Annotated in this window: 22 protein-coding genes; 8 read left to right on the top strand and 14 right to left on the bottom strand. The window is 71.0% G+C overall.

From position 1 onward, the window contains the following. Positions 1-24 precede the first annotated feature (24 nt). Positions 25-714, top strand: a complete 690-nt coding sequence (locus tag ACFXKG_RS26905) for a TetR/AcrR family transcriptional regulator (protein WP_384844150.1) — start codon at positions 25-27, stop codon at positions 712-714. Here the strand turns inward: ACFXKG_RS26905 and ACFXKG_RS26900 are convergent. The 7 genes from ACFXKG_RS26900 to ACFXKG_RS26870 form a co-directional block, all read right to left on the bottom strand. Further along, positions 688-1,581, bottom strand: a complete 894-nt coding sequence (locus ACFXKG_RS26900) for an ABC transporter permease (RefSeq protein ID WP_384844147.1) — start codon at positions 1,579-1,581, stop codon at positions 688-690. The two genes, ACFXKG_RS26905 and ACFXKG_RS26900, sit on opposite strands and share 27 nt — an antisense overlap. Further along, on the bottom strand, positions 1,541-2,404 hold the full coding sequence (locus tag ACFXKG_RS26895; RefSeq protein WP_384844144.1) for an ABC transporter ATP-binding protein: 864 nt from the start codon (positions 2,402-2,404) through the stop codon (positions 1,541-1,543). Before ACFXKG_RS26895 ends, ACFXKG_RS26900 begins: the two co-directional genes overlap by 41 nt. Beyond that, positions 2,401-2,913 (bottom strand): MarR family winged helix-turn-helix transcriptional regulator, encoded by a 513-nt coding sequence (locus tag ACFXKG_RS26890; protein ID WP_384844141.1) that lies wholly within the window; start codon positions 2,911-2,913, stop codon positions 2,401-2,403. Before ACFXKG_RS26890 ends, ACFXKG_RS26895 begins: the two co-directional genes overlap by 4 nt. 112 nt (positions 2,914-3,025) lie before the next feature. Next, entirely contained in the window at positions 3,026-4,726 is a 1,701-nt protein-coding gene (locus ACFXKG_RS26885; protein ID WP_384844138.1) for a methylmalonyl-CoA mutase, read from the bottom strand. 220 nt (positions 4,727-4,946) lie between these two features. After that, positions 4,947-5,273 carry a DUF3817 domain-containing protein gene (locus ACFXKG_RS26880; protein ID WP_384844135.1) on the bottom strand — a complete coding sequence of 109 codons (327 nt, stop codon included), beginning with the start codon at positions 5,271-5,273 and terminating at the stop codon, positions 4,947-4,949. 55 nt (positions 5,274-5,328) lie between these two features. Beyond that, positions 5,329-5,835, bottom strand: a complete 507-nt coding sequence (locus tag ACFXKG_RS26875) for a MarR family transcriptional regulator (RefSeq protein ID WP_365811456.1) — start codon at positions 5,833-5,835, stop codon at positions 5,329-5,331. Positions 5,836-5,856: 21 nt separating this feature from the next. Continuing rightward, entirely contained in the window at positions 5,857-7,212 is a 1,356-nt protein-coding gene (locus ACFXKG_RS26870; RefSeq protein WP_384844131.1) for an MFS transporter, read from the bottom strand. 182 nt (positions 7,213-7,394) lie between these two features. On the opposite strand from ACFXKG_RS26870, the gene ACFXKG_RS26865 reads away from it, so the two are divergent. Beyond that, a complete protein-coding gene (locus ACFXKG_RS26865) occupies positions 7,395-8,435 on the top strand; it encodes a DUF5937 family protein (RefSeq protein WP_384844128.1) in 1,041 nt (346 codons plus the stop codon). Between the two features lie 67 nt (positions 8,436-8,502). Further along, positions 8,503-9,621, top strand: a complete 1,119-nt coding sequence (locus ACFXKG_RS26860) for a glycoside hydrolase family 6 protein (RefSeq protein ID WP_384844125.1) — start codon at positions 8,503-8,505, stop codon at positions 9,619-9,621. A 154-nt stretch (positions 9,622-9,775) separates the two neighbouring features. Here the strand turns inward: ACFXKG_RS26860 and ACFXKG_RS26855 are convergent, their stop codons facing one another. Beyond that, positions 9,776-10,792, bottom strand: coding sequence for a GlxA family transcriptional regulator (locus tag ACFXKG_RS26855; RefSeq protein WP_384844122.1), 1,017 nt, complete (start codon positions 10,790-10,792; stop codon positions 9,776-9,778). Between the two features lie 178 nt (positions 10,793-10,970). On the opposite strand from ACFXKG_RS26855, the gene ACFXKG_RS26850 reads away from it, so the two are divergent. Continuing rightward, the gene (locus ACFXKG_RS26850) at positions 10,971-11,408 is read left to right on the top strand and encodes a Rid family hydrolase (protein ID WP_384844119.1); all 438 of its coding nucleotides are present in this window, start codon (positions 10,971-10,973) and stop codon (positions 11,406-11,408) included. A gap of 25 nt (positions 11,409-11,433) precedes the next feature. On the opposite strand, the gene ACFXKG_RS26845 is transcribed toward ACFXKG_RS26850, so the two are convergent. The 6 genes from ACFXKG_RS26845 to ACFXKG_RS26820 all read right to left on the bottom strand — a co-directional run bounded on the left by ACFXKG_RS26845 (position 11,434) and on the right by ACFXKG_RS26820 (position 17,575). Next, positions 11,434-11,979 carry a TetR-like C-terminal domain-containing protein gene (locus ACFXKG_RS26845; protein WP_384844271.1) on the bottom strand — a complete coding sequence of 182 codons (546 nt, stop codon included), beginning with the start codon at positions 11,977-11,979 and terminating at the stop codon, positions 11,434-11,436. 22 nt (positions 11,980-12,001) lie between these two features. Then, positions 12,002-12,847 (bottom strand): alpha/beta fold hydrolase, encoded by an 846-nt coding sequence (locus ACFXKG_RS26840; RefSeq protein ID WP_384844116.1) that lies wholly within the window; start codon positions 12,845-12,847, stop codon positions 12,002-12,004. A 122-nt stretch (positions 12,848-12,969) separates the two neighbouring features. Then, positions 12,970-14,949, bottom strand: coding sequence for a galactose oxidase-like domain-containing protein (locus ACFXKG_RS26835; protein ID WP_384844113.1), 1,980 nt, complete (start codon positions 14,947-14,949; stop codon positions 12,970-12,972). 3 nt (positions 14,950-14,952) lie between these two features. Then, positions 14,953-16,704, bottom strand: a complete 1,752-nt coding sequence (locus tag ACFXKG_RS26830; protein WP_384844268.1) for a glycosyltransferase family 2 protein — start codon at positions 16,702-16,704, stop codon at positions 14,953-14,955. Positions 16,705-16,940: 236 nt separating this feature from the next. Then, the gene (locus ACFXKG_RS26825; RefSeq protein ID WP_365811444.1) at positions 16,941-17,234 is read right to left on the bottom strand and encodes an MTH1187 family thiamine-binding protein; all 294 of its coding nucleotides are present in this window, start codon (positions 17,232-17,234) and stop codon (positions 16,941-16,943) included. Further along, entirely contained in the window at positions 17,231-17,575 is a 345-nt protein-coding gene (locus tag ACFXKG_RS26820) for a DUF3817 domain-containing protein (protein ID WP_382892855.1), read from the bottom strand. Before ACFXKG_RS26820 ends, ACFXKG_RS26825 begins: the two co-directional genes overlap by 4 nt. A gap of 294 nt (positions 17,576-17,869) precedes the next feature. On the opposite strand from ACFXKG_RS26820, the gene ACFXKG_RS26815 reads away from it, so the two are divergent. The 4 genes from ACFXKG_RS26815 to ACFXKG_RS26800 all read left to right on the top strand — a co-directional run bounded on the left by ACFXKG_RS26815 (position 17,870) and on the right by ACFXKG_RS26800 (position 20,567). Next, positions 17,870-18,508, top strand: a complete 639-nt coding sequence (locus ACFXKG_RS26815) for an AIM24 family protein (protein WP_384844109.1) — start codon at positions 17,870-17,872, stop codon at positions 18,506-18,508. Continuing rightward, positions 18,508-19,158: an AIM24 family protein gene (locus ACFXKG_RS26810; protein ID WP_384844106.1), complete on the top strand. Its 651-nt coding sequence runs from the start codon at positions 18,508-18,510 to the stop codon at positions 19,156-19,158. The genes ACFXKG_RS26815 and ACFXKG_RS26810 overlap by 1 nt, the downstream gene beginning before the upstream one ends. A 29-nt stretch (positions 19,159-19,187) precedes the next feature. Beyond that, on the top strand, positions 19,188-19,949 hold the full coding sequence (locus ACFXKG_RS26805) for an AIM24 family protein (protein ID WP_384844265.1): 762 nt from the start codon (positions 19,188-19,190) through the stop codon (positions 19,947-19,949). 141 nt (positions 19,950-20,090) lie between these two features. After that, positions 20,091-20,567, top strand: coding sequence for a MarR family winged helix-turn-helix transcriptional regulator (locus tag ACFXKG_RS26800; RefSeq protein ID WP_384844103.1), 477 nt, complete (start codon positions 20,091-20,093; stop codon positions 20,565-20,567). The last annotated feature ends 35 nt before the right edge of the window (positions 20,568-20,602 follow it).

Here is a 20,602-nt window from a genome sequence, read left to right as displayed (position 1 = left end):
CCTACCGGCCGGTATGGTCGCGGCATGTGCGCGGACAGAGGCGGCGACGGCCGCCCCGGACACGGCGAGAGCCACTCCGGGCCGCGCGGGGGCCGCCCGCGCAGCACCGAGGCCGACGCCGCGATCCTGGAGGCGACCCGGGCGGCCCTGGGCGAGCTGGGCTGGACGAAGCTGACGATGGGCGATGTCGCGACCCGCGCGGGCGTGGCCAAGACGACGCTCTACCGGCGCTGGCCGTCCAAGAACGAGCTGGTCCTGGACGCCGTCGCGGTCCTCTTCGACGGGATGGAACTCGCCGACCGGGGCAGCCTGGCCGCCGATGTCGAGAGCGCCGTCCTCCAGTTCGCGGCGCTGCTGGAGCGGCCGGAGAACAAGACGTCCCTCATGGCGCTGGTCGCGGAGTCCACCCGGGACGAGGCGCTGCGGCGGCGCATCCGGACCTCGATCGTCGACCGCCAGAAACGCCTGGTGCTGCTGGGCCGCGAGCGCGCCCAGGCCCGCGGCGAACTCCCCCGTGAACCGGACACCGCGACGGCGGCACGCACGGCGGACCTGATCTTCGACGTGATCGCCGGCGCGGTGGTCCACCGCACACTGGTGAGCGCGGAACCGGCGGACGAGGAGTGGGCCCGCACGTTCACGGCACTGCTGCTGAACGGCCTGACCCCGGGGTCCCCCACCCCCGGGTCACCTCGCCAGTCGGCCCAGCAGTGACGAGGCCGCCGCGATTCCCAGCACCGCCGCCCCCAGCAGCACCCCGTAATCCAGGGCGAGATGCGAGGGCGTGCCGAGCAACAGCCCGCGCAGGGCGTCGACCTGGTAGCTCAGCGGGTTGATCCGGCTGACCGTCTGGAGCCAGCCGGGCATGATCGCCACGGGGTAGAGGGCGTTCGAGGCGAAGAACAGCGGCATCGTGATGGCCTGCCCGATGCCCATCAGCCGGTCGCGGGTCAGCACGATCCCGGCGATCGTCATGGACAGACAGGAGAAGAAGGCCGAGCCGAGGATCACCGCGACGGCCACTCCGAGCAGCCGCAGCGGGTTCCAGGTGAGCCCCACCCCGAGCGCCGCCGCGATGACGATCACCACGACCGCCTGGATCAGCGCCTTCACCCCGGACGCGAACGCCTTGCCGCTGATCAGCGCGGCTCTCGGGGTGGGCGTGACCAGGAGTTTGGTCAGGATGCCCGCATCTCGCTCCCAGATGATCATGATCCCGTAGAAGATCGCGATGAACATCGCGGACTGGGCGATGATGCCGGGCGCGAGATAGTCGATGTACGGGATGCCGCCGGTCGGGATGGCCTTGATCCGGGTGAACGTCTCGCCGAAGATCAGCAGCCAGAGCGCGGGCTGGACGGCGCGGGTGTACAGCTCGGTCTGGTCGTGGCGCAGCTTCTGGAGCTCCACGACGCACATCGCGACCACCCGGGCGGGCAGCACCCGCCAGCCGGTACGGGCCTTCGGCGGGGCCAGCAGCAGGGCGAACCGCCCGGGATCGGGGCCTGAGTCCGGGCCCGTGCCCGCGCGCTCGACCGTCTCAGCCGACGCGGGACGCGGTGCGGCGGGTCGACCTGACATCACGGAAGTCGCCTCCCTCTTCGTCCAGACCGCTGCCGGCGACGTCCCGGAAGACGTCCTCCAGCGTCGGTACGGGGTCCCCCCGCCCCGCGGTGCCCCCGGCCACGCGGCGGGCGCGCAGGTCGGCCCGCAGTTCGTCGGGGGTGCCGAGGGCGTGCACGCGCCCGCGGTGCATCAGCGCGACCCGGTCGCAGTACTGATCGGCCTCGTCCATGTAGTGCGTGGTGACGAGGACGGTCATGCCGGTGGCATGCCGTACGGCGTTGATGTGCTCCCACACACTGGTGCGGGCGATCGGGTCGAGGCCGATCGTCGGCTCGTCGAGCATGAGCAGCCGGGGCGCGCTGACCAGGGCCTGCGCGAGTTCGAGACGGCGGATCATGCCGCCGGAGTACGTCTTGGTCATCCGGTCGGCGGAGCCGGTCAGGCCGACGGCCTCCAGGGCCTGCGTGACGCGCTCGGCCCGCTCGCGGCGCGGTACGTCGAAGACACGGGCGAACAGGGTCACGTTCTCGCGGCCCGTCAGCGCGGCGTCGGCCGAGAGCTGCTGCGGTACGTACCCGAGCAGCCTCCGGACGGCCATCTTCTCCTTCGCCGCGTCGTGCCCGAAGACCCGGACCATGCCCGCGGGGACGGGCAGGAGCGTGGTGATGCAGCGGATCGCGGTGGTCTTGCCCGCGCCGTTCGGCCCGAGCAGTCCGAAGACCTCGCCCGCGACGACCGAGAGGTCGAGCTCGGCGACGGCCTTGGTCTCGCCGAAGGAGTAGGCGAGCCCTTCGCACCGCACGGCGGACGGGGCGCCGGAATCGGGGGTGTCGCTCATATGTCCTCCTTCTTTTCCCCTCCCCCGGGTTCTCCCCCTCCCCCGGGTTCCTCGGGTTCCCCGTGGAGGTTGCGCGCGAGTCTGCGCAGCGCCGGGAGGGCCGCCGCCAGGGCCTCGCGGTCCTCGTCCGTCAGCCGCGCCACTTCCTCCCGTACGAGAGCGGAACGGCGCGCCCGCCAGTCGCTGAGCCGGGCCGCGCCGGCCGGGGTGGGCAGCAGCAGCGTGGAGCGCCGGTCGGCCGGGTCGGTCTCCCGGCGCACGCATCCGGCCGCCACGAGCTGGTTGACCAGGGTGGAGACCGAGTTGCCCGCGAGCCACAGCTCCTTGGCGGCGTCCGACACCCGGATCCCCGGGCACGCCGCGACCAGCCGCAGCAGCTCGACCTGGGTCCCGCGCAGCGGCGCGGCCGCCATGGGGCCGCGCAGCCGCCGCCGGATCGTGCGCTGGACTCCTGCCAGCGCGTCCGCGAGGGAGTCGGGGAACTCCCCGGAGGACTCCTCGGTGGCCATACCACCTATTTTAGCTCTCACTCCGAGGTAATTCACCCGCACGAGTGAACGCCGCACCCCTGGGGCCGTGAACCGCACCCCTGGAGCCGTAAAAACGGGCGACCGGCGCTCCCTAGAAGCCGGGCGGTTCGGTGTACGTCCCCCACTCGTCCCGCAGCGCGTCGCAGATCTCGCCGAGCGTCGCCTCCGCCCGTACCGCCTCCAGCATGGGGGCGATCATGTTGGAGCCGTCGCGCGCCGCCGTCAGCATGGCCGCCAGCGCCGTGCGCACCCGCGCGTCGTCCCGCGCGGCCCTGCGCGCCGCCAGGACCTGGACCTGGTCCCGCTCGACCTCGTGGCTGACCCGCAGGATCTCCAGGTCGCCGGTGACCGAGCCGTGGTGGACGTTGACGCCCACGACCCGCTTGTCGCCCTTCTCCAGCGCCCGCTGGTACTGGAACGCGGATTCGGCGATCTCGCCGGTGAACCAGCCGTCCTCTATGCCGCGCAGAATGCCCGAGGTGACGGGGCCGATCGGGTGACGGCCGTCCGGATGGGCCCGCAGGCCGCGCTCCTTGATCTGCTCGAAGATCTTCTCGGCGTCGGCCTCGATCCGGTCGGTGAGCTGCTCGACGTACCAGGAGCCGCCGAGCGGGTCCGCCACGTTGACGACCCCCGTCTCCTCCATGAGCACCTGCTGTGTGCGCAGCGCGATCTCGGCGGCCTGCTCGCTGGGCAGGGCGAGGGTCTCGTCGAGCGCGTTGGTGTGCAGGGAGTTCGTGCCGCCGAGGACGGCCGCCAGCGCCTGCGCCGCCGTCCGTACGACGTTGTTGTACGGCTGCTGCGCGGTGAGCGAGACGCCCGCGGTCTGGGTGTGGAAGCGCAGCCACTGCGCCTTGTCGGTGCGCGCCCCGTACACCTCCCTCATCCAGCGCGCCCAGATCCGCCGGGCCGCGCGGAACTTGGCGATCTCCTCGAAGAAGTCGAGATGGGCGTCGAAGAAGAAGGAGAGCCCCGGCGCGAAGGTGTCGATGTCCATCCCCCGGCTGAGCCCCAGCTCCACGTAGCCGAAGCCGTCCGCGAGGGTGTACGCGAGCTCCTGCGCGGCCGTCGCGCCCGCCTCACGGATGTGGTAGCCGGAGACGGAGAGCGGCTTGTACGCGGGGATGGTGGTGGCGCAGTGCTCCATGAGGTCGCCGATCAGCCGCAGATGCGGCTCGGGCTGGAACAGCCACTCCTTCTGGGCGATGTACTCCTTGAAGATGTCGGTCTGAAGGGTCCCGTTGAGGACGCCCGGGTCGATGCCCTGGCGCTCCGCCGCCACCAGGTACATGCAGAAGACGGGGACGGCGGGGCCGCTGATCGTCATCGAGGTGGTGACGTCGGCGAGCGGGATGTCCGCGAAGAGGATCTCCATGTCGGCGGCCGAGTCGATGGCGACCCCGCAGTGGCCGACCTCGCCGAGCGAGCGGGGGTCGTCGGAGTCGCGGCCCATGAGTGTGGGCATGTCGAAGGCGACGGAGAGCCCGCCGCCGCCCGCCGCCAGGATCATCTTGTAGCGCTCGTTCGTCTGCTGTGCGTTGCCGAAGCCGGCGAACTGGCGGATGGTCCAGGTCCGGCCGCGGTAGCCGGTCGCGTGCAGGCCGCGGGTGTACGGGTACTCCCCGGGCCAGCCGATCCGTTCGAAGCCTTCGTAGGTGTCGCCGGGCCGGGGCCCGTAGACCGGGTCCACGGGGTCCCCGGAGAGTGTCGTGAAGTCCGCGTCACGCTTGCGGGCCTTGTCGTACCGGGCCTGCCAGCGCCGGCGGCCCTCCTCGATGGCGTCAGCGTTCATACGACCAATTTACTAGGACGTCCAAGTAAATGTCGATGACGGCAGGGGGACGAGGGGAGGAACGATGCCGAAATCACAGAGGGAGCGGCGAACGAAGGCGGAGGAACACAGACAGAACGGCCGCCGGCAACGAGTGCGGGCGGCCGGTGAGCCGGGTGAGCGAGATCAGCGGATCGGCCGGCCGGTCGGCCGACCGCAGAGGCGCTACGCCTTCGACGCGCTACGCCTTCGCGGTCTCCGGGGCGCGGTCGGTCAGCAGGGGCTGGATCTCACGGGTGATCTTCGGCTCGACGAAGAACGACGCGACGGGGATGCAGCCGGCGGCGAGCACCCACAGCAGCTTGCCGAACGACCACTTCGCCTTGGAGCCCAGATCGAAGGCGAAGATCACGTAGATGATGAAGAGCACACCGTGGATCTGCGAGATCACCATCGTGTTGCCGGTATCGAACCCGTACTTCAGGATGATCGCCACGGTGAAGACCAGCAGCCATACGGCGGTGACGTACGCCATCACCCGGTAGCGGGACAGCACATTCGACTTCATACGGCTGAGCCTAACCGGGCACAAGGGGCGATCTTCCGGCGCCCCTCCCCCGTACTCAGTCCTCGAAGTCCTGGGCGGCCACCCGCAGCGGGCGCAGCATCGCGAAGATCTCCGCGCACTCCTCCGCGTCGTAGACACCGAGTCCGAAGTCCATCTCCATCAGGTCGAGGGTGGCGGCCTCCACCACCTCGCGGCCCTTGTCCGTGATGGAGGCGAGCGTGCCGCGTCCGTCGTTGGGGTTGGGCCGTTTGTCGACGAGACCGGCGGTCACCAGCCGGTCCACGGTGTTGGTGACGGAGGTCGGGTGGACCATCAGCCGCTCACCGATCTTGGACATCGGCAGTTCGCCGGCCTTGGAGAAGGTGAGCAGCACCAGCGCCTCGTACCGGGCGAAGGTGAGGCCGTACGGCTTGACGACGGCGTCCACCCCGGCGAGCAGGATCTGATGGGCACGCATGATCGAGGTGATCGCGCCCATGGAGGGAACGGGTCCCCAGCGCTGCTGCCAGAGTTCGTCGGCGCGCGCGATGGGGTCGAAAGGCAGGCTGAGCGGCTTGGACACGCCGTCGACCTTACCCACTGGTTACTCGCGGGTCAGCACCGTCTCGCCCTTCGGGCGTACGCTCCGCCGCCTGCGGCGGGGCCGGCTCCGCCGGGGGCGGCCCGTCCGTCCGCGCGCCTCCGTCGCCGTGCCGTGCGGCCCGGTGCGGTGGGCCTCCCGTACCAGGACGAGGCAGCAGAGCGTGCCGAGCGCGCCCGCCCCGGCCACCACCTGATGTACGGGAAGGAACTCGGCGGCCGCTCCCGCCGCCGCCATGCCGAGCCCCTGGAGCGTCATCAGACCGGCCGTGAGCAGCGTCATCGCCCGGCCGCGCAGCTCCTCGGGGACCGCCGCGACGAACCACTGGTCGAGGCCGATGACATACGCGGCCGCCGCCCCGGACAGCGCGAGCGCGGCCAGCGCCCAGCCGAGGCCGGGCTCGGCCCCGTACACCAGCAGGGGCAGCAGTCCGAGGGCGGCGCCCGGCAGGACGACGCGGGAGCGGGCGCGCGGGGAGAGCACCGTACCGACGTACAGCTCCGCCACGATGTGCCCCACGGGCATCGCGCACATCATCAGCCCCAGTGCCGCCGGGCCGAGCCCGAGGGAGTCCGCGTACGGGGCGGCCAGGGCCTCGGGCGCGACGACGAACATCGCGGGGAGCCAGAAGAGCAGCAGCAGCGCCCGCGTACGCCGGTCGCCCAGCAGCAGCCGGGCGCCGCCGAGTGATTCCCGCAGCAGGGAGCCGCCGTGACGGCCCGCCGGCCCGGCGGCCCCGGCGTAACCCGAACGTGCGGTGGCGTGGGGCGGGCGGTCGGCCGTCCCGAAGCGCAGCAGCGCGGCCGAGCAGAGGAACGTGACCGCCGTGACGCAGATCGCGCCGCGCGCGGGCACGACGGCGAGCAGCACCCCGCCCAGCCCGAACCCGGCGAGCTGCGCGCTCTGCGAGACGATCCGCAGCAGGGAGCGGCCGAGTACGTACAGATCGCCCTCGCCGAGGATGTCGGTCAGCGCGGCCATCCTGGTCCCGGTGAAGACGGGCGCGATCGCGGCGACGGCGCAGCGCAGGGCCAGCAGCCCGGCGATCGGCGTGCCGGGCAGCACCATCACCCCCACGCAGAGGGCGCAGAGCAGATCGCAGACCACCAGCACCCGGCGGGCGGGGTAGCGGTCGGCGACCCCGGCGAGGAGGGTCCCGCCGACGAGGTACGGGAGCAGCCCGAGGGCGAAGGTGAGGGCGCTGAGCAGCGGGGATCCGGTGAGGTCGTAGACGAGGAAGGTCAGCGCGATCTCGCTGACGACCACGCCGAGGAGCGAGAGGAGGTGCGCGGCGAAGACGAACCGGAACTCACGGACGGCGAAGACGGCGCCGTACCCACGGGGAGCGTGCTGGGGCATGGGGGCAGACTGACGGGGTAGAAGCCCCGGCCACAGACATTCGGACGAGTCCGAATCTTCGGCGGCCCGCACGGTCCGGAAGGACAGGAGCCTCCGGGCGACAGGAGCCTCCGGAGGGCAGGGGAGTCGGCCACCGGAGGTACCGGGGCCTTCGGACCGAACGAGGGGAGGCCGCCCGCACGATGCCGTTCCAGCTCCACTTCGACGAGAGCGATCTGCTCCGCTGCCGGTTCGCCGTGTCGCCGCTCTGGGAGACGCAGGAGGCGGTACGCACCCTCGCGCGCCCCGAGCGACACGGGTACCACCTGCCGTGGCTGCGCCGGATCCGGGCGGCGGTGGCGGGGATCGATCTCGCGCCGCTGCATCTCCTGATGCCCGAGCACGGGCACAACCCGGACTTCCTGAGCCGCCCGCCGTCGGTTCCCCTCCCCACCTTCGAGGAGGAGATCGCGGCCGTCCGCGCCACCGATCCGGAGCTGGTCAGAACCGACATCACGCTGGCGCTCGCCGACACCCCGCGCGGCGCGGCGAGCCCCGAGGGCCGGGCGATGGCGGCGGATCCGGTGGGGGCGGTACGGAGGCTGGCCGGGCTGCTGGAGCGGGTGTGGCACGAGTTGGTGGAGCCGGAGTGGCCCCGGCTGCGCACCCTGCTGGAGGCCGATGTGGCGTACCACTCGCGGCGGTTGGCGGAGAACGGTCTCCAGGGGCTGCTGGGGGAGCTGAGTCCGCAGCTCTCCTGGACGGACGGCTCCACGCTGACGATCACGGGAACCAACGGCAGCCACACGCGGGTACTCGGCGGCGAGGGGCTGGTCCTGATGCCGAGTGTGTTCTCCTGGCCGCGCGTGGTCAGCGGCTATCTGCCGCCGTGGCAGCCGGCCGTGATCTATCCGGTGCGCGGCATCGGCGGCCTGTGGACGCGGCCGTCGGACCGTACCCCCGACGCACTGGCCCGGCTGCTGGGCCGGGCGCGGGCGGACGTGCTGTGCGCGCTGGACGAGCCGTCCGGGACGACGGCGCTCGCGCGGCTGCTGGGACTGGCCCCGTCCTCGGTGTCGGCGCATCTGTCGGCGCTGCGCGGGGCGGGGCTGCTGACGTCGCGGCGGTACGGGCACCAGGTGCTGTACGAGCGGACGCCGCTCGGCATCACGCTGTCGGCGACGGCTTCGGCTTCGCTGTCGGCGTCGGTGTCCGCCCCGGTGTCGCAGAGCACAACCGATTGAGCGCTATGTAACGATATGCCGGTCTTGCCATTCCCATCGCCGCCCAGTCGACTTCCGAGGGGCCTGGATGTCCGGCCGCAGACCGCAATCACCGTCTTCGTCGTCGCCGTCGCCGTCGTCGTCACCGCAGCCGTCGTCACCGCAGTCGTCGCGCCGCGCGCGTCCCGCGCCGACGACCGTCGTCGCGGCCCTGCTCACCCTCGCCGCGCTCGTGAGCTGCGCCCCGTCCGCGCCCCGGCCCGAGGCGCCGGTGACGCGCGCCGCGCGGACGGCCCCGGCGGTCCAGGGCGAGGCGGCCCCGACGGCGGCGTCACCCTTCTGGATCGACCCGGACAGCGACGCGGCCCAGCAGGTCAGCCGGTGGGAGCAGGAGGGGCGTTCGGCCGACGCGAAGGCGCTCAAGCGGATCGCGGACCGCGCGGTCGCCGTCTGGCCCGCCGCCGAGAACCCCGAGCCGCAGATCCGCCGGGCGGTACGGGGCGCGACCGCCGGCAAGCGGACGGCGGTCTTCGTCGCGTACAACATCCCGCACCGCGACTGCGGGCTCTACTCGGCGGGCGGCGCCCCCGACGGGCAGTCCTACCGCGACTGGATCGACGGCTTCGCGGCGGCGATCGGCGACGCCGAGGCCATCGTCGTACTGGAGCCGGACGCGGTGCCGCATGTCGCGGACGGCTGCACCCCGTCCGAGCACCACGCCGAGCGGTACGAACTCCTCACCCACGCGGTCGGCCGTCTGAAGCGGCAGCCGCACACCCGCGTCTACGTGGACGCCGGCAACCCGGACTGGATCTCCGACCCGGCCAAGATCGCGGACGCGCTCCAGCGGGCGGGGGTCGGCGCGGCGGACGGTTTCTCGCTCAACGTGTCCAACTTCCAGAGGAACGAAACCGTCAAGGCGTACGGGACCCGGCTCGCCGGCCTGCTCGGCGAGACCCACTTCACGGTGGACACCAGCAGAAACGGCGCGGGCCCGCTCCCCGGCAACCGCGACGAGGCCTGGTGCAACCCCCCGGGGCGCGCGCTGGGCACCCCGCCGACCACGAACACCGGCAACGAACTGGTCGACGCGTTCCTCTGGATCAAACGCCCCGGCGAGTCGGACGGCCCGTGCCGTGGCGGCCCGGCGGCGGGCACCTGGTGGCCGGAGTACGCGCTGGGCCTGGCGCGCCGCGCGAAAGGCTGACGCAGCAAGCGGAGCTGGCGCAGCATGCGGGGCTGACGCAGCACGCGGGGCTGACGCAGCACGCGGGGCTGACGCAGCACGCGGGGCTGACGCAGCACGCGGGGCTGACGCAGCACGCGGGGCTGGCGCGCGACGGATCCCTCCTTTTCCCGCCTCAACCGCCGTGCGCCTTGCGGTAGGCGCTCGGTGTCATTCCCACTTCCCTCCGGAAAAGGTTCCGGAAATTCGAGGCCGTGCCGAAGCCCGCCGCTCCGGCGACCCTCTCGACGGACCAGTCGGATGTTTCGAGGAGCCGGCGCGCAGCGAGAATCCGCTGCGCGGCGACCCATTGCATGGGCGGCATTCCCGTCTCGCTCACAAAACGCCGGACGAGGGTTCTCCGTGAGAGCAGGCTGTGGTCCGCCATCCGCTGCACGGTGACGGGCGATCCGATGTTCTCCCGTACCCATTCCCGTGTCGCGCCCAGGTCGGCGCGCGGAGGGGTGGGCGCGTCCGTGTACTGCGGCTCGTGCGGGCCGCGGGCGGCGGGGAAGACGACGTCCTTCGCCACGCCGTCCGCGGCGGTGGTCCCGAAATCGGTCTGGACGACGTGGAGACAGGCATCGATTCCCGACCCCGCGCCGGCGGAGGTGATGACCGCCCCGTCCTCGACGAAGAGCCGGTTCTCGACGACATCGACCTCGGGGTATCCGGCGCGGAGCTGACCGATGTTGCGCCAATAGGTCGTAGCCGTCCTGCCGTTCAGCGCCCCTACGGCCGCGAGCGCGAATACGCCCGTGCAGACGGCGAGGACCCGCGCGCCCCGCTCGACGGCTGTCCGCAGCGCCGTCAGCTGGTCCTCCGGGACGGGGACACTCAGGTCCTCGTAGCCCGGGACCACGACGATATCGGCCTCCTCCAGAGCGGCGGGGGAGCGGGTCGGCCTGATGTCCGCGGCCACGTCGACGCGCGACGGCATGCCGTCCGCGTCAAGGGCCGGGGCCGGATCGCGATCTCCGCAGACGAAGACGCGATAGCCCGGATGCCGGCCGAACACATAGGCCGGAATGCTGACGTCGAGCGGATACGCCCGCGGTACCGCGAGGATCGCGACGACCGTCGTCCCGCCCTCCCCGTTTCCCCATCCATTCCGCGATCCATTCCGCGATCCGTTCCGCGATCCGTTCCGCAAGTGGACTCCCTCGCCTCCGCGCTTCCTGTCCACCCTACGTACGCGACCGTCCGACCGGGCACCCCCGTGCTGGCACGATCCTTGCGGTAGCTGGCACAACCGCGCCTGGCCCGCCCCGGCATGGCTTCCTATCGTCTTTTCCGTACCGGTGGAATTCACTTCTGATGATCGGAGCGCCATGAGCGACGCGGATCAGGTCGAAAGCTTCGGAGTCCCTTGGGAAAAGGGTTACGGATACGTTCAGGCGGTCCGGCGCGGCGACACCATTTATCTCTCCGGCCAAGTCGCCCACGACGGAACGGAACTCGTCGCCCCCGCGCCGGTCGACGCAGCCGGATCGGTCACCGATTTCGCCAACACGGGCGAGCAGATGCGCCGGTGCTATGCCAACGCGGCGGAATTGCTGCGGCGTTTCGGGGCATCACTGGACGATGTCGTCGAAGAAGTCATCTACGCGGTCGATGTCGACGCGGCCGACGCGGCGGCGGGGCCGGTGCGCAAGGAAGCGTACGGCCGGCCGGACCCGCAGGTGGCGAGCACCATGATCGGCACCCCGCGGCTGGCCTTCCCCGAGCTGCTGGTCGAGGTGAGATTCACCGCCCGGGTCCGGGGCTGATTCACCGCCCGTCGGACTCTCCGGCTCAGCGCTCGGGTCCGGCGGCGCGCAGCCCCCGGTCCGCGAAGGCGATCAGCCACTCGAAGCTCTCGTCGATGTCGGCGCTCCACTGGAAGCCGTTCGCCACCTGCAGCGTGGCGAAGCCGTGGCAGAGGCTGCGGAGCATGCGCAGGGCGTGGTCCACGTCGGGCTCCGCGATGTCGTAGCCGCGCAGGACCGCCGAGAACGCGTCGAGCAGCCGCTGGGCCGCGGCGGCCATGGGGTCGTCCGGTCCCGTCGGTTCCACGCCGATCGTCGCGGCGTACCGGCCGGGGTGCTCCAGGACGAAGGCGCGGAAGGCGGACGCGGCGGCCACCAGCGCGTCGCGGCCCGCGTACCCCTGGGCGGCGCCGCCGACGGCGTCGGCGGCCTGGCTCAGCGCCAGGGCCGCGATGCGCCGGTTGAGGTCGTCCAGGCCGCCCACGTGCTTGTAGAGGGACGGGGTGCGCACGCCCACCCGTTCGGCCAGCAGTCCCATCGTCAGGCGGGCGAGGCCCACCTCGTCGGCGAGGTCGGCGCCGGCCGCGACCACGGCCGCCGGGTCCAGGCCGGCCCTAGGCACGGGCGGTCTCCGACCGGAGAAAGGCGAGCAGGAGGGAGACCACCTCGTCGGGGAACTGGTCGTGCGGGTAGTGGCCGGCGCCCTCGATCATCTCCAGGCGGCCGAGGCCGGGCCGCAGGGCGTCGACGATCGCCGAACCCTCGGCGTGCGGGTCGGTCCAGTCGGGGTCGAGCGTGCCCATCACGACCAGGACCGGGCAGCGGACGTCGCCGAGCCGCGCGCCGGCGTCGGCCGGGTCGGCGCGGCCCATGCCCTGGAAGGCCTTCATCCGGCCCGGTTCGCGGAGCAGGGAGTCGATACGGCCGAGCCGCTCGGCCCAGTCGGCGGGCTTCGCGCCGGGGTAGGCCACATCGAGGTACGAGCGCCAGAGCGCGGCGCTGCCGAGCACCCCCGCGCCGAGCAGCCGCAGCATGCCCTGCCGGAAGCGCCGTACCCGCAGGTCGCCGAGGCGGATGGACTGCTTGCGGGTGAACGGCGCCAGTTCGGCGACCGCGGAGACCAGGGAGGGCTCGCGCGCCGCGGCGATGGTGGCGGCGCCGCCGGAGATCGAGTGGCCGACGAGCACCGCGGGGCCGCCCAGGTGGCGGATCACGGCGAGCAGGTCGTCGGCGAGGGCGGTGCGGCTCCAGGCCGGCCAGTCGGTGCTGGACTCGCCGCAGCCGCGCAGATCGACCGCGGCGACCCGATGGCCCGCGGCCACCAGCTGCGGGATCACCGCGCGGTAGGCGGCGCGACTGTCGCCCATGCCGTGCGCGAGCACGATCAGCGGGCCCGAACCCGCCGCCCCCGCCACCTCGTAGGCGAGGGTGCCGCCGTCGACGGCGAGGTACTCGGTCATGATCCCTCCAGGTCTGGCTAACGTCATTAGCTAAAAGCTAATCCCATTAACCAGACCTGTCAACGAGGCGATCCTCTCCCCGGCTCCCCCTGTCTCCCTCTGGCGCCGAACGCCGCCCGCGCTCACTCCACCTTGATCCACTTGGCTTCGGACGGGACGCCCGCCGCGTCCGTGACGAAGAGCATGTACCAGCCGGGCGGCACCAGAGCGCGGTCCTTGGGGACCTCCACCGTCACCGAGTTCTTCGTCTTCACCATCGTGAGATCCACCGAGCGCTGCTCGACGTCCGTCGTGTGCGTGACCGCGCTCGGGCGCATCAGCCGCGCCGTGGCGATCGCCTCCGGGCGGTCCGTACGGAACGTGGCCCGGCCGTCCGCGCCGACCTGCCGCGGGCCCCCGCCGAGCTTCGGGCGCTTCTGCTGGGCCCGGTCGCCCTGGAGGTACGGCGGGGTGTAGATCTCCACGCGCTGCTCGAACGTGCCGAGCTTGGTGTTGTCCGCGTCGTCGAAGAGCGGGTCGGAGCCGAAGGTCACCACCCGGCCGTCCGGCAGCAGCAGCGCCTCCGAGTGGTAGTTGCGGCCCACGGTCGGGTCGGCGGCCGGACGGAAGGTGTTGGACTTCGGGTCGTAGAACTGCGCCTTCAGGATGTCGCTGGCGCTGCGGCCCCGGTAGTCGGAGGAGCCGCCGGTGGTGAACACCGAGTCGTCCGGCAGCAGCACGCTGCTCAGGTACCGGGTGCCCTGCGGGAGCCTCGGGCCCTCCTGGAAGGCCGGGTTGTCCGCCTTCAGGTCGACCACGGCCGTACGGGCGGTGGCCTTGGAGGACTCGCCGACCCCGCCGCCGCCGAGCACCATCACCCGCTGGTCCTGCACGGGCGGCAGCAGCAGGGACGCCGAGGTCTCGGTCTGGTCGAGGTCGGTGAGCCCGCCGATCCCGGTGAACGTGTTGGTCCTCACGTCCCACAGCCCCGGTTGGCGGCCCTGGTCCGCGGGGCCGTACCCGGCGTTGGAGCCGGAGTAGAAGAGCTTGCCGCCCTTGGTCAGGAAGAGCGCCGGATAGGTCGGGAAGTAGCGGGTGGGGCCCTTGGACCATTCCTTGGTCTCCGGGTCGTACAGCTCGTTGTCCCCGGTGAGTACGGCGCCCACGTCGTCCAGGCCCGAGACGGCGAGCACCTTGCCGTCCTCCAGGGTGACCAGCGTGGGGTACCAGCGGGCCTCCTTCATCGGGGCGACGGGGATGTACTTCTCGGCCCTGGGGTCGAACTCGTACGCGGCCTTGATGCCCTGGAAGTCCTGCTTCTCCGTGGTGATCTTCTGGGCGAGGCCGTAGAGGTTGTCCGCGTCCTTGCCCTTGAGGCCGACGATCCGGTACTGCGCCGCCTGGGTCGTCAGCGCCCGCGGGCCCTTCTCCGCCGCCTCCACGAAGACGCGCGCCTCGCCGGCCGTGATCTTGGTCTTCCAGGGCAGCATCCGGCCGCCGGACCCGTACGCGATCTTGAACTCGCGCTTCGCCCTGGGGACGGTGACATCGAACTTGCTGATGTACTCGACGCCCGACGGGGAGCGGAAGCGTGTGCCTTTCCTGAACGTGTGGTCACGGTCCGGGTTCTCGTTCTTGACGCGCATCCCGCCGCCCGCGCGCTCGATCGAGCCGTCGAGCACCTCGTAGCGCGCCGTGCCGCCCGCGACCAGCAGCCGGCCGTCGGGGAGCTGCGAATGGCCCGAGCAGAAGAAGTCCTCCGGGGTGGGGATCTTCTTGAACGAGTTGTCGGCCGGGTTCCACAGGATCGTGTCGAACGACCCCTTGTCGAACTTCTTCTGGTTGTTGCCGGAGCCCGCGATGATCAGGACCTTGCCGGTGTGCAGCAGGGCCGCGTGGATCGCGTTCGTACGGTACTCCTTGGGCACGGCGAGGGGCTCCCAGGAGCCGTACTGCCGCTTGTAGCCGGGCTGGGCGATCTTGTACGCGTGGTACTTCTCCTGGGCGAAGGAGACGGCCGCGGGGGCGTTGAGGCCCACGAGCACCACCAGCGCTCCCCCGCCCATCAGGGTCTTCCTGAACTTGTTCGACGGCCGGCGCCGGGGCCGGTACTGCTCGGGCATCTCTCAGTTCCCTCCGGTCGTCGTCTTGGGCGGGATCGCGGGCACCGCCGCGGGCTGGGGCGCGGGCTGCGGGACGTGCCGTGTCTCGGGGGCCGCGAGGGCCATGAGGGTCGTCGCGGCCCGTGCCGCCTCGGCGCGCTCCTGACGGGCCGTCCACGCCCAGACGGCGACGGGGGCCAGCGCTGTCGCGAGCGCCAGGAGGGCCCAGGTGCGCATCGCCACATGGGAGTGGCCGAGGAGGAAGGAGGCGAGGAGCGAGGCGACGAGCACGCCGGCCCAGAAGAAGTGCACCCGGAACGTCAGCAGCCGGTCGGGGCTGGCCTCACCGCCCTTGGGGGTGACGACGAAGCGGCCATGGGTACGCAGCACGGCCGCCCCGAGCGACTTGAGGTAGATCGGCGCGGAGAGCGCGGACATCGCCATCCCCGCGAGTCCGCCGGAGCCCTCGGGCTCGTGGGGCGAGACGTTGTGGCGCCGGTTCCAGAGGTAGAGGCCTATCTGGAGGGCGGCGGCGTCGCTGTAGAGCATCAGCAGGACCGAGGAGGAGACCTGGGTGCCGGAGGCGCCGAGGCAGAGGAACAGGACGCAGCTCAGGATGCCCAGGAACCAGTTGACCGCGGTCATCGGGTAGTAGACGAGCATCATCGTGTAGCTGAACAGCCGCCCCGGCGGCACTCGGAAGGGTGCCTTCCAGTACTGCTTGAAGAGGGTTTCGTACGTCCCCCTGGACCAGCGCAGCTGCTGGGTGAAGAAGTCCGTCCAGGAGGCGGGCCCCTCGCCGACGGCGAGCACGTCGGGGGTGTAGACGGAGCGCCAGAACCGGCCCGTGAGCGGGTTCCTGCGGCGGTGCAGCTCGAAACCGGTCGCCATGTCCTCGGTGATCGAGTCGTACAGGCCGCCCGCCTGCTTGAGCGCGGTGATCCGTACGGCGTTGTTGGTGCCGACGAACATGGGCGCCCGGTAGCGGTTCCCGGCCCGCTGGATCAGCGCGTGGAAGAGGAACTGCTGGGACTCGGCGGCCTTGGTGACCGGCGAGGTGTAGTTCCCGTACACCTGGGGGCCGACGACGAAGGCGATGTCCGGGTCGCGGAAGTAACCGAGCATCCGCTCCAGGAAGTTGGGGAGCGGTATGTGGTCGGTGTCGACGGAGGCGAAGAAGTCGTAGTCGTCGCCGTGCATCGCGATCCAGGCGTTGTAGTTGCCGTGCTTGGTGCGGGCCTTGTGCACACCGCTCGGGCGGTTCCACTCGGGCACCCCGCGGCGGGTGAAGTGGCGTACGCCCAGCTCCGCGCAGAGCGCCCGGGCGGCGGGGCTGTCGCCCTCGTCGAGCAGCCAGACGTCGAGCGGGCCGCTGTGGCGCAGGCGCCCGGCGCCTTCGAGGGTGTCCCGCACCATGGCGAGCGGTTCCTTGCCGGGGACGTACGTGGTGAGGAACGCGACGCGGGTGCCCGTCTCGGCGGGTACCGGCACCGGGTCCTGGGCGACCATCGTGGCGTGGGCCACGGAGACCACGTTGACCAGCATGAAGAAGGCGATGAGCCCGATCGAGCCGAGCATCACGTGGTCGAAGACGATGAGCCAGCGGTCGCCGCCCTCGCGGACGGTGCGGTGGGTGGGCCAGACCAGGTAGACGAGGAGGACCCCGGAGAGCAGCGGCGCCAGGGCCATCAGCAGGACGGCACGTATTCGGCGCGGTTCCCGCGAGAGCAGGCTCCGGTACTGCACCCGGTAGGCGGTCTTCCGGCCCGGCTCCATGAGGGGGCCGGCCAGACAGCTGTGGACGTCGTAGTCGTACTCGAAGCTCTCCGGGCGCACGATGCCTCCAGCGTTCTCGCGCGGTCAATGACCCCACAAAAGGGGACATTTACCGGCGTGTCGACTGGAGGCGTCCGTGCGGGGGGCCATACGTTCGAGGGTTCGCCCGTACGGAGGCCGCGTCCGGCGGAGCGGCGGGGCCCGGTGGAGAGACGGCCCCGAGCGGAGAGGCCGCGTCAGGCGGAAAGGTGACGCTCCACCGTCTCGACCTTCGAGGTGAGGCCGTCCGTGACACCGGGCCTGATGTCGGCCTTGAGGACGAGCGAGACGCGTCCGGCGCGGGCCTCGACGGCGGCGACGGCACGCTTGACCACGTCCATCACCTCGTCCCACTCCCCCTCGATCGAGGTGAACATGGCGTCCGTACGGTTCGGCAGTCCGGAGGCGCGGACGACGCGGACGGCGTCGGCGACGTACTCGCCGACGTCCTCCCCGACACCGAGGGGCGAGACGGAGAAGGCGACGATCATGCGCTCACCGTACCCTCGCGGCGGGCGCGGGAGGCGATGACCGCGTCGTCGGCGGCGCGCTTGAGCTTGCGCTCGGCGAAGAAGCCGCCGGCGGGCAGGACGGAGAGCACGAAGTAGAGGGCCGCCGTGCCGAAGGACCACTTGGTGCGGTTCCAGGCGTCCAGCCAGAAGATCACGTAGAGAACGAAGAGCAGGCCGTGGACGGCACCCATCACGGGGACCGCGTTGAACTCCGTCGTCCGCTTCAGGACCGAGCAGACGAGCAGCAGGAGGAAGGAGACGGCCTCCGGCGCGGAGACCAGGCGGAGGCGGTGGAGGGAGGAGGCGGTCTTGATGTCCACGAGGAAGGCACCTTCGTCTTCGGGGCAACGTGAGGGCAGGAGCAGCACGCTCCGTGGCGCACACGATCTTGTGAATGCGCGCACAAGCGTTTCCTCATTGTGACAGCCCCGCTTTGCCCGACCGTTATCAGGGGTCGGGTCGCCTCCTGTCGGGGTCGGGTCGGGTCGGGTCGGGTCGGCCCCTGCCAGGGTGGGGCGGCCCGTCTCAGGGTCGGGTCGCCTCCGGGACCGTTCCGGGACGTGTCGGGGGCACGGGCCCTGTTCCGGGTCGGCGGCGCCGGATACCGTCGACGCGTGGCTCAGTTCCGACTGCAAGGCAGCAGGGTGCTCGCCGTCGACCTGACCGGCGACGCCGTGAAAGCGAAGAACGGCTCGATGGTCGCGTACGACGGCCGGATGACCTTCAAGAAGATGACCGGGGGCGGTGACGGACTGCGCGGGATGGTGACGCGCCGGCTCACCGGTGAACAGATGACCGTGATGGAGGTGAAAGGCCAGGGCACGTGTTTCTTCGCCGACCGGGCGAGCGAGATCAGCCTCGTCTCGCTCCACGGCGACAAGCTCTATGTCGAGGCGAGCAATCTCCTCTGCACGGACGCCGGACTGCGGACGGGCACGGCCTTCACGGGGCTGCGCGGGGGCGCGACGGGAAATGGCTTGTTCACGACCACGGTCGAGGGCACGGGGCAGGCGGCGATCATGTCGGACGGTGAGGCGGTGGTCCTGCGGGTGGCACCGCAGTACCCGCTGTACGTCGACCCCGGTGCGTACATCGCGCACCAGGGCAACCTCCAGCAGAAGTTCCAGTCGGGGGTGAACTTCCGGACCTTCATGGGCGAGGGCTCGGGCGAGTCCTTCCAGATCCGTTTCGAGGGCGACGGTCTGGTCTATGTGCAGCCGAGCGAGCGGAACACGATCGGGGGCGATGTCTGATGCCGTTCCGCGAGATCAACTCGAAGATGGTCGAGGCGACGGTGGCGCCCGGGCAGAAGCTGTTCAGCCAGCGGGGCGCGATGCTCGCGTACCGGGGCGAGGTCAGCTTCACACCGAACATCCAGGGCGGCCAGGGCGGGCTGATGTCGATGATCGGACGGCGGGTGGCCAACGAGGCGACCCCGCTGATGACGGTCGAGGGCAGCGGCACGGTGATGTTCGGGCACGGCGGCCACCACATCCAGGTGATCAACCTGGCGGGCGACACCCTGTACGTGGAGGCGGACCGGCTGCTCGCCTTCGACGGCACCCTCCGGCAGGGCACGATGTTCATGGGGTCGCAGGGCGGCGTGATGGGCATGGTGCGCGGTCAGGTGACCGGTCAGGGGCTCTTCACGACCACACTCAAGGGCCACGGCGCGGTCACGGTGATGGCGCACGGCGGCGTGATCGAGGTGCCGATCTCTCCGGGGCGGGACGTCCATGTGGACCCGCAGGCGTACGTCGCCCACCACGGCGATGTACGGAACAAGCTCTCCACCGCGCTCGGCTGGCGCGACATGGTGGGGCGGGGCTCGGGTGAGGCGTTCCAGTTGGAGCTGAGCGGCAGCGGTGCGGTGTTCGTCCAGGCGTCGGAGGAGAAGCTGTGAGCGGGCGGGACACGCGCGCCGGTTGGGGTATCCCCAGGGCCCCTGGGCCCGAGGGGACTTTTGATCCGGTGACGCTGCCGAGCGACGACAACGTCAACGCGTACATCTTCTGTGTGGAGTTGAAGGGGAGCCAGTGGTTCCTCCAGAAGGGCAAGATGATCGCCTACTACGGGCAGATCAACTTCGACGGGATCGGCCACGGCCGCTTCGAGCCGCTGGTGCGCAGCAGCTTCCACTCGCCGCTGCACGCGGCGGACTGGGTGGTCGCGGAGGGCAGCGGGAAGATGCTGCTCGCCGACCGCGCCTTCGACGTCAACTCCTTCGACCTGGAGGAAGGCAATCTGACGATCCGTTCGGGGAATCTGCTGGCGTACCAGCCGTCGCTGGCGCTCAAGCAGTCGATCGTGCCGGGCTTTCTGACCCTGATCGGGACGGGGAAGTTCGTGGCGGCGTCCAACGGGCCGGTGGTCTTCATGGAGCCGCCGCTGCGGGTGGATCCGCAGGCACTGGTCGGCTGGGCGGACTGCCCCTCCCCCTGCCACCATTACGATCATGGCTATATGTCCGGTGTGCTCGGCGGCATCCGCTCGCTGACGGGGATCGGGGGCGTCTCGGGTGAGGAGCATCAATTCGAGTTCGTGGGGGCCGGTACGGTGCTGCTGCAGTCGACGGAGACGCTGATGGCGGAGCAGCCGACGGGTGCGGCACCCCCGGAGCAGGGGGTGCCCGGCGGCGGCCATTCCCCCGGACAGGGAGGACTTGGTGATCTCCAGCGCCGCTTCGGTCTGTGAGCGGTAGTCTGCGGAGTGTGACGTCGAACGCGTGCGCCCCTCCTGCGGTGCGTCCGCGCGGCGCTCCGGGTGCCTGGCGTCACACGTACCACCCCTCTTATATTTCGTCCAGAATTCAACTTCTTAGGTAGAATCGATTACATGGAGACCGAGACGGCCACCCGCTGGCTGAGCGATGCGGAGCAGTGCGCCTGGCGCACCCACCTGGATGTCAGCAAGCTGCTGACGCACCAGCTGGAGAAGGATCTCCAGCCGTTCGGACTGACCATGAACGACTACGAGATCCTGGTCAATCTCTCGGAGTCGGCGGAGCGGCGCATGCGGATGAGCGATCTCGCCGCCATCACCCTCCAGTCCAAGAGCCGGCTCTCCCACCAGATCACCCGGATGGAGAACGCGGGGCTGGTGCGCAGGGAGAACTGCGAGTCCGACCGGCGCGGGCTCTTCGCGGTCCTGACCGACCAGGGCATGGAGACGATGCAGCGGGTCGCCCCGCACCATGTCGAGTCCGTACGGCGCCACTTCATCGATCTGCTCTCACCGGAGGCGCTGGCGGAGCTGCGGACGTCGCTGGCCCCGGTCGCGGAACAGCTCCGCGGCCGGCGCGGCAAGATCTGAGCCCGCGGGAGCCGCCCCCGGCCCCGTCCGCCGCC

Source organism: Streptomyces sp. NPDC059255, assembly GCF_042752355.1.
Lineage (GTDB): Bacteria > Actinomycetota > Actinomycetes > Streptomycetales > Streptomycetaceae > Streptomyces.
The sequence above is the reverse complement of the archived record's forward strand: the minus strand, read 5'-3'. Positions and strand labels throughout refer to the sequence as shown.